Origin of the sequence: Mucilaginibacter sp., from assembly GCF_041663085.1 — a bacterium.
GTDB lineage: Bacteria > Bacteroidota > Bacteroidia > Sphingobacteriales > Sphingobacteriaceae > Mucilaginibacter.
The window spans coordinates 1-11620 of record NZ_JBAZRC010000155.1; the positions used below are offsets into that span (position 1 = coordinate 1).

The 11620-nt window shown below is 42.6% G+C and carries 12 protein-coding genes; 7 read left to right on the plus strand and 5 right to left on the minus strand.

The features are described from left to right. The 4 genes from WC615_RS19980 to WC615_RS19995 form a co-directional block, all read left to right on the plus strand. A partial coding sequence (locus WC615_RS19980) for an Hsp70 family protein (protein ID WP_372979828.1) occupies positions 1–510 on the plus strand: 510 nt, incomplete at its 5' end. 202 nt (positions 511–712) lie between these two features. Continuing rightward, entirely contained in the window at positions 713–1699 is a 987-nt protein-coding gene (locus WC615_RS19985) for a hypothetical protein (protein ID WP_372979829.1), read from the plus strand. Between the two features lie 34 nt (positions 1700–1733). After that, positions 1734–2315, plus strand: coding sequence for a Crp/Fnr family transcriptional regulator (locus WC615_RS19990; protein WP_372979830.1), 582 nt, complete (start codon positions 1734–1736; stop codon positions 2313–2315). 65 nt (positions 2316–2380) lie between these two features. Beyond that, a complete protein-coding gene (locus WC615_RS19995; protein WP_372979831.1) occupies positions 2381–3400 on the plus strand; it encodes an alpha/beta hydrolase family protein in 1020 nt (339 codons plus the stop codon). A gap of 61 nt (positions 3401–3461) precedes the next feature. Here the strand turns inward: WC615_RS19995 and WC615_RS20000 are convergent, their stop codons facing one another. Next, positions 3462–3752, minus strand: a complete 291-nt coding sequence (locus tag WC615_RS20000; RefSeq protein ID WP_372979832.1) for a hypothetical protein — start codon at positions 3750–3752, stop codon at positions 3462–3464. A gap of 92 nt (positions 3753–3844) precedes the next feature. Between WC615_RS20000 and WC615_RS20005 the strand changes: the two genes are divergently transcribed. Then, entirely contained in the window at positions 3845–4993 is a 1149-nt protein-coding gene (locus tag WC615_RS20005) for a tetratricopeptide repeat protein (RefSeq protein WP_372979833.1), read from the plus strand. 134 nt (positions 4994–5127) lie between these two features. Here the strand turns inward: WC615_RS20005 and WC615_RS20010 are convergent, their stop codons facing one another. The 4 genes from WC615_RS20010 to WC615_RS20025 all read right to left on the minus strand — a co-directional run bounded on the left by WC615_RS20010 (position 5128) and on the right by WC615_RS20025 (position 7834). Continuing rightward, positions 5128–5712, minus strand: coding sequence for a riboflavin synthase (locus WC615_RS20010; RefSeq protein WP_372979834.1), 585 nt, complete (start codon positions 5710–5712; stop codon positions 5128–5130). 103 nt (positions 5713–5815) lie between these two features. Then, positions 5816–6562: a hypothetical protein gene (locus WC615_RS20015; protein WP_372979835.1), complete on the minus strand. Its 747-nt coding sequence runs from the start codon at positions 6560–6562 to the stop codon at positions 5816–5818. A 223-nt stretch (positions 6563–6785) separates the two neighbouring features. Continuing rightward, entirely contained in the window at positions 6786–7328 is a 543-nt protein-coding gene (locus WC615_RS20020) for a DUF1572 family protein (RefSeq protein ID WP_372979836.1), read from the minus strand. An 8-nt stretch (positions 7329–7336) separates the two neighbouring features. Beyond that, entirely contained in the window at positions 7337–7834 is a 498-nt protein-coding gene (locus WC615_RS20025) for an SRPBCC domain-containing protein (RefSeq protein ID WP_372979837.1), read from the minus strand. Between the two features lie 86 nt (positions 7835–7920). Here WC615_RS20025 and WC615_RS20030 point away from each other — a divergent pair, with 86 nt between their 5' ends. Beyond that, positions 7921–8376, plus strand: coding sequence for an NUDIX domain-containing protein (locus tag WC615_RS20030; protein WP_372979838.1), 456 nt, complete (start codon positions 7921–7923; stop codon positions 8374–8376). A 66-nt stretch (positions 8377–8442) separates the two neighbouring features. After that, positions 8443–11259, plus strand: coding sequence for a TolB family protein (locus tag WC615_RS20035; RefSeq protein ID WP_372979839.1), 2817 nt, complete (start codon positions 8443–8445; stop codon positions 11257–11259). Positions 11260–11620 lie beyond the last annotated feature (361 nt).

Sequence of the window (11620 nt, forward strand, 5' to 3'; positions counted from 1 at the left end):
AGCGAGAACCGTAAACTGGCCGAGTTTGAACTGAAAGGCATCCCGGCTATGCCCGCAGGTTTCCCCAAGGTGGATATCAACTTTATACTGAATGCTGATGGTATTTTAAAGATACAGGCTATTGAACTGCGCAGCGGTGTTAAACAGGAGGTTGAAGTAAAACCGGCTTACGGCATTACCGATGATTTGGTTGAACAAATGCTGATGGACAGCATTACCCACGCTAAAGATGATGTGAGTGCCCGTATGCTTATTGAGGCCAAAACCGAAGCCGAGCAAATGGTTTACACGGTGGAAACTTTCCTTAAAAAGAACGGCCAGCTATTGAACGCCGACGAAATAAGCGAAACCAATATACAATTAGAAGCCCTTAAAGCTGCATTAAGTACAGGTGATAAAGATCTTATTCACACCAAAATTGATGACCTGAACAACTTTACCCGCCCCTTTGCTGAGCGTGTAATGGATGTAGCCATTGCTACCGCCATGAAGGGGAAGAGTATAGAGTAAGACAATCATCATTGCGTCTTCCCCGCCACGTCATTGCGAGGTACGAAGCAATCTCCGAACTATGCATAAACGCCTTGCATGCACCATTGCCTATCGGGAGATTGCTTCGTACCTCGCAATGACGGGTTGGTAAAATATACTGTAGATTATCAAAACACATAAACATAAAATGTGTTATTTGTAGCAATCTAACTAATAGCACTTGAAAAACATTCTCCGCATTGCAGCTTTGCTTGCCTTTACCGCATCATCAATCACTTCATCAGCCCAGGCCATTCAACAGGACAGTACGCTTAAACCTGTTTCGCTTGATAGCGCCCGTTACGATTCATTGATTACCCGTTTAGCCAATGGCGATAAAACCGGGAAATGGCCTGTTAAAAAAGCACCATATCCGCAGGCAGGGGCAATATTGCCCTTTTATCGTGTTGTAGCTTATTACGGCAATATGTATTCTAAAAATATGGGGGTGCTTGGCGAGTATGAACCATCGGTTATGCGCGCAAAACTACTGGCCGAAGTAAAGAACTGGGAAGCCGCCGACCCGCAAACGCCTGTTAAACCCGCGCTGCACTATATATGCGTTACCGCGCAAGCCGACGCCGGCCGAAATGGCTTACACAACCTGCGTATGCCCTTTAGCCAGATAGATAAGGCCATAGAGATGGCAAAACCTATTAACGCGTTGGTGTTTCTGGATATACAGGTTGGCTTTAGCACAGTAGAAACTGAACTACCCAAATTGGAAAAATACCTGAAGATGCCGAACGTGCATTTTGGAATAGACCCGGAGTTTTCTATGAAAGAGGGTAGTGTGCCCGGTAAACGTATAGGCACTTTTGATGCTAAAGACATTAACTATGTAACTAATTACCTGAGCAGCCTTTGCAAAAAATACAACCTGCCGCCAAAAATATTTGTGGTGCACCGTTTCACCAAGCGAATGGTTACCAACTATAAGGATATTAAACTGGATAAGAATGTCCAGTTTGTGATGGATATGGATGGCTGGGGCCCTCCCGAACTTAAAAAAGGTACCTACAAATACTTTGTATCAGGCGAACCAGTACAATTTACCGGATTTAAGTTGTTTTATAAGAACGATATTAAAAATGGGCCAAAACGCATGATGACACCTAAAGAAGTGCTGAGTTTAAAACCAGCCCCAATTTATATCCAATACCAGTAGGGTATTCGCGGCAACATATTTTTATATTTGGCTTATGCCCGCAAACCCATACCAGCATTTAAGGCAATTTATTAGCACTCATATGCAGATAGATGAGGCCGGGCTGGATGTATTCTGCAAGAAATTTAGGCATAAAACTACCAAACGTAACGAGGTGTTGCTGCATGCAGGTGAGATAAACCCATACATCTACTTTGTAAATTCCGGATGCCTGCGGGTTTTTATGCTGGATGTTAACGGTAAAGAATCAACCCGTTTCCTGGTGACCGAACGCAGGTTTGGTACTGCCTTCCCAAGCTTTAATTTGCAGGAGCCCTCCCTGGCTGCTATCCAAAGTATCGAGCCAGGTGAGATATTGTATATCAATCACCACGATTTTAATGACCTGCTGGATACCTTCCCCGGGTGGGAGCATTTGTACCGTGTAAGCCTGGAAAAAGATTATATCGCCTCCATTAAACGAATTGAAAGCCTCATCACCATGGATGCCAGGCAGCGGTACCAGTTATTGATGCAAACCAATCCCACCCTGATACAGAGGTTGCCATCCAAAATAATAGCCGACTACCTTGGCATCTCGCAGGAAACATTGAGCAGGCTGAAATCTAAAAAGTAATTTATTGACATTTATCAATAATCGGCTGGTTTTAAATGCCTTGGTTTGTATATTAAATCAAACCCATGAAACTGAAATATATCCTTATCCTATTATTCCTGTCACCGGTAACTGTATTTGCACAAACCCATATTGGTGAGCAAACCTTTCGTTATAACGATACTTTGCGCAAAAGGCCATTAACTACCGAAGTTTGGTACCCAACAACTGATAAAAAAACGCCATCGCTTAAGGATAATTTTCCGTTTATAGTAGAGCCATCAGTAAGAAATGCCATATGGCCAGGCCAAAAACATCCGCTCATTATGATCTCGCACGGTACAGGAGGTGGCCGTTTAACCATGGAATGGCTGGCAGATATACTGGTGAAGCAAGGTTTTATTGTTGCTGCTGTAGATCATTGGGGTAATACCTACGATAATAAGATAGCCATTGATTTTGTGACGCCATGGCAGCGCGCGCAGGATATCAGCTTTGTGCTTACGCAATTGCTAAACAACCCCGAACTGGATAAAATAATAGACAGGCAACGCATCGGCGCGGCAGGTTTTTCTATAGGCGGGTTTACGGTTATAGCTTTAGCAGGTGCCAAACTGGATTTGAATGCTATCAACAAGTTTACCGATACGCCGGAAGGCCTCAAGGAAATCACCATACCCGAGTTCCCTGACCTGGTAAATACGCTGGATGAAAAAGAGATTGAAACATCGTTTAAAAACAGTCCGCCGTTAAAAGATAAACGTATCAAGGCAGTATTTACGATTTGCCCGGCAGTGGGGCAGGGGTTTATCAGTAAAAAACAGTTTAAGGATGTAGATATCCCCATGTTTATTGTGGGCGCGCAAAGTGATAGCATAGCTCCGGTTAAAACCAACGCTGCGCATTATCATCAGTTAATGCCAAAATCGAAACTCTTTATAGTGCCGGGTAAAACAGCCCACTATGTTTTTTTAAACGAAGCAATACTGGAGGTTAAAAAAACTGGTGGCGTAATATTTAATGATGACCCATCCGTTGATAGGCATGCTGTGCATGAACAAGTTGGCAATATGGCTGTGAGGTTTTTTAAGGCGGGTTTAAGATGATAATCTCCGGCTGAACAAAAAAAGCCCCAATTGGGGCTTTTTTTGTTATCTAAACATGCTATTATAGCTTGCTTATTTCTTCCTGTTCTTTTAATGCCGAGATGTTGTTTTTGTTGCTGTACTCATCGGTTTGGCTTGCAAAGTCTTCCAATATGCTGGCGATGGTATCAAGGTTATCTGCTACACGCTGGTGCATATCGGGCAGATCTTTTTCTAACCTTTTATTGCCAAGGTCAATGTTGTCTACTTCAATTTTAGCAATCTTTTGTATCAACGCCTGGTTACTGTTTTTTAAATCTTCTAATTCATGGACAATTTTTTCCATCAATTCAAATTTCCTTATCTTATCCATAGGTATCTTGTTTTTATAGGTTATGTATAGCCATAACAGTGCCAAAGTGTATAAAATTTGGAATTATCATTTATAACTAATAATTTAGTTATATGAAATCACTCCTCATTTGTACCGCTGTTTGTTTGCTATCATTCACAGGTTTTGCACAGCAAACCAATAAAGTTGATGATGCCTTATTGCTTGAGTATTACCAAACACAACGTTTTGGCGAAGCTGCCGATTATTTAAAGAAAAGCTATGCTGAACCAATTACCAATGCGAAAGCCCTGGGCCAACTTGCTTACACTTGTAATATGGCAGGTCGCCTGGCAGAAGCGGAGGGGTATTACCAACGCATTTACGTTTTAGATTCAACTAATACCTCTGTATTGTATAGTTTGGGCAGCCTTAACCTGCGCAGGGGCAACACCACAAAAGCTGAGGGTTATTATAAGCGGATCACTGCACGCGATACCACAAACTTTATGGTTTATAAGCAGCTGGCACAAATAAGCCATGATAAAAGTGATATCCCATCTTTTATTGGCTACCTGCAAAGGGCCAATAAACTTAACCCTGCCGAACCGGATGTAGCATCTGATCTGAGCGATATGTATGTGTCTATAAAATTCAATGACCAGGCCGAGAAGGTGCTTAGCCTGGCCATTGCTGCCGACCCGGAAAATATTGTGCTGCTTAAAAGCCTGATGAAACTGCAATACGCGCAAAAGAAATGGCCCGAAACCATCAACACCTGCCTCAAATTAATTGATAACGGCGACATGTCAAGCTTTGTGCTAAATAAGCTTGGGGTGGCGTATTACAACACCAAAAGCTACGAGTGTAGTATATCTGCTCTTTTAAATATAGGCGCCAATGAGCAAGGCGAAAACAGCTATTATTATACAGCTTTAGCATATAAAGAACTTAAAGACCAGCCTATGGCGATAAGTTACTTATCTAAAACCATCGAAGCGGGTATCTCACCCAATACAGCTTCATATTATGGTGAAATGGCTGATAGCAATGAAAAACTATTTAAGTATAAAAAGGCCGCGGCTGCGTACCAAAAAAGCCTGCAGTTTGATGAAAAGCCTATGATATATTATTTACTTGCCAACTTGTACGATAGTAATTTAAAGGACAAGAATAGCGCCGTGAAGTATTACAAAAAGTACCTTGCCTTAAAGCCGCCTGTTAATAAGCAGAAAAAATATATTGATTATTCGAAGAGCAGGGTACTTGCGTTAGCCAAGTAATAATTTTTAACAAACTATGTCATTTCGAACGAGGAACGAGGAGAAATCCTGTTCGGAATGCAAAGTTAGCCGCCTGTCATTCGAACAAGATTTCTCTCTTCGTTCGAAATGACAGGCGGCTATAATGAAAACCCTTATCTGTTCATTAATCTTGCAACATACTTGCCAATGATATCAAACTCCAGGTTCACTACAGATCCTTCGCGCACGTTATGCAGGTTGGTATGCTCGTAGGTGTAGGGTATAATAGCCACCGAGAAATGATCAGGGCCTGAGTTAACTACCGTTAGGCTGATGCCGTTTACACAGATAGAGCCTTTCTCAACAGTAACATTACCTGCGGATGTATCATACTGAAAAGTATATTCCCAACTGCCGTCAAGCTCGGTAAATTTGGTACAGGTGGCAGTTTGATCAACATGCCCCTGAACGATATGCCCATCAAGCCGGGCGTTCATTTGCATGCAGCGTTCCAGGTTTACAGGTTCCCCAACTTTTAGGTGGCCAATGCTGGTTTTGTTGAGGGTTTCTTCAATAGCCGTAACAGTATGCGTACCATCGCCTAAAGCTACAACGGTTAAACATACGCCATTATGCGCTACCGATTGATCTATCTTTAATTCTTGTGTAATGGTAGATTCAACAGTAATATGCAGGTTGCCGTTCTCTTTACGTAAGTCGGCCACCTTTCCCAAGGTTTCTATAATTCCTGTAAACATGCAGCAAAAGTACAGATTTTTAGGTGTGCGATGTGTTACCGTAACATCATAAAAAAAGCGGATAGTTTTTGGCCATCCGCTTTTTTACGATGTAATATCAATATTATAATATTTCTATATCGAATGATTTACCATCGAAAGATACTTTTGCTTTATGGTTACCTAAAAATTCGATGGTGCCTGCAAAATTAAAATCTTTGCCTGCATTGGTACCTTTTGATACAAAGGTTGCAGTACCTGCAGTAATATCAAACGGCCTGCTTGCTGCATCAATTATAATACCTTTTAACGCATAAGTATTGGTTTGAACCATGTACTCGTTATCTTTTTTGGTAGTGAATTTATAAACAGAACTTTGGGTACCATTAACTTCCATTTTGGCATACTCAGGCAATAATGCTTTAAGCGTGTATTGTTCATCAACGCTGTTGTCATAAGTCGAGTATGGGCTAAAACCTGTATTAACGTAATGGCCTGTGTAGGCATAACCATTAGGCTGGCTGTTTGCATCGCAGCTAACAACAAATTTATTTGCACCGGTCATTACATCTTTTACAGAGTCGCCTTTGGTATAAATGTTATTAAATGGTTGATCGATGGTTTCGCCGCAGGTAAGGTCATTAACTTTTATGCCGTTGCGCACACTGTTAATGATTGGTAAACCCGTAACTGTATTTTTACTTGCAATAGTATTGCCAACTGAATTGTAAAAGTTAACTGCAATTGATTTCGCAATAGCAGCGTCATCGTTGGTTTTAACTGTTGTAGAATCTTTTTTACAAGCCGAATAAATTACCACTGTTAAAGCTACAAGCGATAATAGAGTTGCGAACCTAAATTTTGAGATCATAATATGAATAATGATATTGTTTAGTTTTACACAAAAGTACTTCATCCATAATCATTTACACAAAATATTTTCACTTTACTGAAACAAAATTTCTATTTAAGAAAAGAGAAAACATTGCCTAAAACATTGCCTTTGGCTTAAAAAATTTCTTTTGATGTAAATATATCCGGGTGGCGGATCGGATTGGCATGGGCTATTACTTTTCCTTATTGCCGATAAAGGGTTATTTTTTCTTTTCCGCGGCAAATTTATCAGCATTAAAGGCTGTAGATTGCCCTTTTGGGATGGTTAATGATGCCCAATTATCGCCCAAAATTAGTTTTGCAACAAAAACCATTTGGCCAATATGGTATGGCAGGTGTGCCAGCTGCCTGTTAATAGCTTCGGTTACTGTATGCGCCTCGTTACGGATGTAAATAACACTCAACAGATCATTATCTGTAAGTGGGTTTATGGCGTTAAAAAGGCAGTCCCAGCCTTTATTCCACAGACCTGTTAATTCCTGTTTTGTTGCGGACAAGTCCTCAAACTCATTGTCCCGGTTTCGCCCTTGCTTCTCGCCATCGGTGGTCAAAAAGTCCGTCCACCGCGATATGGAATTACCGGCAATATGCTTTATGATTACTGCAACGCTGTTTGATGCTTCGTTGTATTGCCAATGCAGCTGTTCATCATCCAAACGCGCTATTACAGCATCGCCTAATGACTTATAGTATGCAAATAATTTCCTGGTGCTTGCCAGGTAGTTGTCGCCTGCGCTTTCCATTAGTTGTATTATTTAAAGCAACTTGTTAATTCCACTCTTTTGTTCCTAAGGTCTTTACCGCCCTCCATAACCGATTTTAGGTTGGCCAGGTAAAATGTCCAGCTTGCCTGGCATTGTACCAGCAGGTTTTTGGTAGGGTCGCTTTCCTGCGGGATATCGGTTTGTTCAAGCTCAATAATAGTAAGGCCGTTACGGGTACTGAAATTTACACTTACAATGCTATTGCCCGTAAAGCTGAATTTTAAAAAATCATGCCCGTTGGCTTCCAGTATGCGCCCATGCTGTACCACATCGTTATGATAACCGTGCCAGTACCATGTGTAGGTGTCTTCTTTTGATATTTGCTCATTTGCGGTACGCAGGCGCTGCGGAACTGTAAAAAAATCAGCCTTGCGTAAAAACCATTTCTCTAACCCGGCAGAGGTACTCCATGCCAGGTAAAGGCTGCGCATATCAACCTGATAATCGCCACATAGCTTAAATTTTTTCCAGCGGGTATCTTCCATATCAAATAAGGGTATTACATAAATGTATTTGTATAAAATTAACCATAATACTTTGTGTTTTGCTAATTTGCCAACAAAACAATTTTATGCCAAAACAAAGCGCGGGGGTATTATTATATAAGCTAACGGATGGTTTGCTGCATCTGTTTTTAGTGCATCCGGGCGGCCCGTTCTTCCGCAAAAAGGATGATGGCGCATGGTCTATTCCAAAGGGCGAATTTGACGATGGTGAAGAACCCCTTGCCGCGGCACAGCGCGAGTTTGAAGAAGAGGTAGGCAAGCCTGTAAGTGGCAACTTTATAAAACTACAGCCCATTAAACAAAAAAGCGGCAAAGTAGTTCATGCCTGGGCCGTAGAAGGCGATATAGATCACGAACAGATAACAAGCAACCAGTTTGAAATGGAGTGGCCGCCAAAGTCGGGCAAGGTGACAAGCTTCCCCGAAATTGACCGCGCCGGTTGGTTTATTATTGATGTTGCCAGGCAAAAAATAATTCCGGGGCAAATAGCGTTGATAGATGAGCTTGAAACGTTAGTTTAAACGGGTAGAAGTTCTCCATCATGATGCTAATTTGTTAAGCTAAAATTTTCCTACTTTCATCCCCGTATGTTTAAACGCCTGCTGTTACCTGTATTTATGCTTATTGCAACCCATGCCGGGGCGCAAACATTTGGCGGTAACCCGCCATCTATAAAATGGCAGCAGGTAAATACCCCAACGGCACGCGTTATATTCTCGCAGGGGATGGATTCTGTAGCCCTGCGCGTGGCCCAAACCATAGCGCGCATGAACCGAATGATACAGCCAACCATTGGTTTTAAGCAACGGCAGGTAAACATTGTACTGCAAAACCAAACCACTATATCAAATGCTTATGTTGGCCTGGCTCCATTCCGCAGCGAATTTTATTTAACAGCCGGGCAAAATAATTTTGATGTGGGCAGCTTGCCATGGCCCGAGCAGTTGGCCATACACGAGTTTAGGCACGTGCAGCAATATAATAATTTCAATGTAGGCTTGTCGCGTGGGGTGAGCATCATCTTTGGCGAGGGCGGCCAGGCGCTGGCAAACGCGCTATCGGTGCCCGACTGGTTTTTTGAAGGCGATGCCGTGTATAACGAAACCCTGGTAAGCAAGCAGGGCAGGGGCCGTTTGCCTTTCTTTTTTAACGGTTACAGGGGGCTTTGGGCTGCCGGTAAGGATTACAGCTTTATGAAGCTGCGCAATGGCTCGTACCTGGATTATACGCCAAACCATTACCCTTTGGGCTACATGATGGTGGCTTACGGCCGCGAAAAGTATGGTAACGCTTTTTGGAAGGCTGTTACCGATGATGCCGCCGCTTTTAGTCCGTTTTTTTACCCTTTGCAGGGCGCTATAAAAAAGCATGCGGGTGTTAATTATCCTGAATTTAGAAACGCCGCTTTAACTCATTTTAAAACAGCGTTTAAAGCAGATGCGAAAGACGATCGTCCAAATGCAAAGAATCAGCATTTTATAGCCGACCAGGAATACCCTGCGTATGTAAATGATAGCACACTCATCTACCTGAAAAATACGTATAACCATATCCCGCAATTCATCATCAAAACCGGCAGCGGGGAGCGGACAATAGCCGTACAGGGCATTACTACCGACAACTATTTTAGCTACAACAATGGTAAAGTGATTTATGCCGGTTATAGGCCGGACCTGCGCTGGGGATACCGTAACTATAATGAACTGATAGTACTTAACATAAATACAGGCAAAGAACACCGTATTACCCGCAAAACCAAGTATTTTTCGCCGGCGTTTAGTGCCGATGGTAAACGGATAGCGGTAGTGCAGGTTGCAGCAAACGGTAAAAGCGAGTTGCACGTGTTAAGTGAAGACGGAAAACTGTTATCAATAGTGCCCAACAATGCGGGACTGTTTTATACCTACCCCAAGTTTTATGGCGATGACAAGCTGCTTTCGGCGGTGCGTAATTTTACGGGGGAAATGTCGCTGGCGCTGATCGATATTAAAACAGGCGCTGCCAAATACCTGCTGCCATTTAGTTTCGAGCCAATTGCTTTTCCGCAGTTGCAGGGCGATGTGGTTTACTTCTCCAAAACATCTGGTTTAAATGACGGGCTCTTTGCTTTTGATATCAGCACAAATAAACTGTTCGAAGTGAAGGGCATACCGCCAAATGCCATTGGGTATTACCAGCCTGCCATAAGCCAAAGCAAGCTGGCATGGACAAGCTTTACAGCGTTGGGTTACCGCCTGAGTGAAGTTAACCGGGCGGATGTTCAGTTAACTGATGCTAACAATGCACAAGCATTTTCGGCTTTGCCTGATATGAATATCAGCACCCTGCGGAAGGATAGCGCGGCCAACATACTTGCTTCTGTACAGCCCGATTCATTGCCTGTAACCAAATACAGCAAATTGCACGGACTGTTCAATTTCCATAGCATTTTTCCATCGTTGGATGACCCTAACTACTCACTGCAGTTGGTGGGTAATAACGTGCTAAACACTTTTCAATCGCAGCTTACCTTTAACTATAACCGCGATGAAGGCTATAAACAAATAGGCTATGATGCCGCTTACGGGGCATTCTTTCCATACCTTATTGCCGGTGCCGATTACGCCTTTGACCGCCGCGGGTTTTATAAAGGGAACAGCATTTATTACAACGAGACATCCATACACGGCGGTTTGCAGTTACCTTTCAATCTGTCTGCAAGTAAACATTCAACGGCATTATCGGTAAGCAGCAGCTTGTATTACAGCGCCAATAATTTTCAGCAGCCGTTCCGTGCTATGTTTAAGGATAGCCACTATACTTACCTAAGCAGTACCATCAGCTTTAGTAACCAGGGCCAACAGGCACGGCAAAATATTAACCCGCATTTTGCGCAGAGTATTTCTGTTAATTATAAATCGTCCATTTCAAGTGTGAGCGCCACGCAGTTACTTACTACGGGCACATTCTATTTCCCGGGTTTATCTGCCAACCATAGTTTTGTGGTTGGCGGTGCATACCAACATAAGGGCGAGAACAGGGGGATAGGCTATTCTAACGATTTCCCATTCTCGCATGGCTACACCGCCGAAAGCCTGGATAACATGAACAAGTTAGCAGCAAGCTACCATTTCCCAATAGCTTACCCCGACGCAGGCTTTGGCAACCTGTTATACCTAATGCGCCTGCGCGGCAATTTCTTTTACGACCAAACACATGCCACGGCAGCCAACTTTTTTACAGACGGATCTTCATTAAAGGCAAACTTCAGAACGGCGGGGGCAGCACTGTTTTTTGATACCAAATGGTTTAACCAGGCATCCATATCTTTCGGCGTACGTTACAGCTATTTGTTAGACCGCGACATATTTGGTGGCAGTGGCCGCAACAGGTTTGAGTTGGTGTTACCGGTGGCGATATTTTAGCAAAGCTATGTGTGGGGTATCTGAAACTTATGGGTAGGGAACTGGTTTTTTGAAAAATCGGGCAAAAACAGTGTTCCATTTTGTTCCATTTTGAAAATAACGAGACAGGTTGTAATTTTCAATTCACTAATAATCAATAGTTTAATTAATATGGATATTCGTCTTTTTAACTGCATTAAACGTTTAAAAAGGCCGTACTGAGGCCGAAAAAGGGCGAATTAAATGCGCCATTTTACCGCAATTTTGTTTGTGATTTTTTGACTTGTCCTGAAATAGGTTGACAAAAAAGTACCAAATGAAAAAGACAATTAATAAGTCATCGATCATCCGGGAGTATTTTAAAGGAGGGTCTGGTTTTCGT

Coding starts and splice junctions, on each gene's coding strand:
- WC615_RS20005 (WP_372979833.1), top strand. CDS start 3,845: ATGAAATCACTCCTCATTTGTACCGCTGTTTGTTTGCTATCATTCACA.
- WC615_RS19990 (WP_372979830.1), top strand. CDS start 1,734: ATGCCCGCAAACCCATACCAGCATTTAAGGCAATTTATTAGCACTCAT.
- WC615_RS20025 (WP_372979837.1), bottom strand. CDS start 7,834: ATGGAAGATACCCGCTGGAAAAAATTTAAGCTATGTGGCGATTATCAG.
- WC615_RS20035 (WP_372979839.1), top strand. CDS start 8,443: ATGTTTAAACGCCTGCTGTTACCTGTATTTATGCTTATTGCAACCCAT.
- WC615_RS20020 (WP_372979836.1), bottom strand. CDS start 7,328: ATGGAAAGCGCAGGCGACAACTACCTGGCAAGCACCAGGAAATTATTT.
- WC615_RS20030 (WP_372979838.1), top strand. CDS start 7,921: ATGCCAAAACAAAGCGCGGGGGTATTATTATATAAGCTAACGGATGGT.
- WC615_RS20000 (WP_372979832.1), bottom strand. CDS start 3,752: ATGGATAAGATAAGGAAATTTGAATTGATGGAAAAAATTGTCCATGAA.
- WC615_RS20015 (WP_372979835.1), bottom strand. CDS start 6,562: ATGATCTCAAAATTTAGGTTCGCAACTCTATTATCGCTTGTAGCTTTA.
- WC615_RS19995 (WP_372979831.1), top strand. CDS start 2,381: ATGAAACTGAAATATATCCTTATCCTATTATTCCTGTCACCGGTAACT.
- WC615_RS20010 (WP_372979834.1), bottom strand. CDS start 5,712: ATGTTTACAGGAATTATAGAAACCTTGGGAAAGGTGGCCGACTTACGT.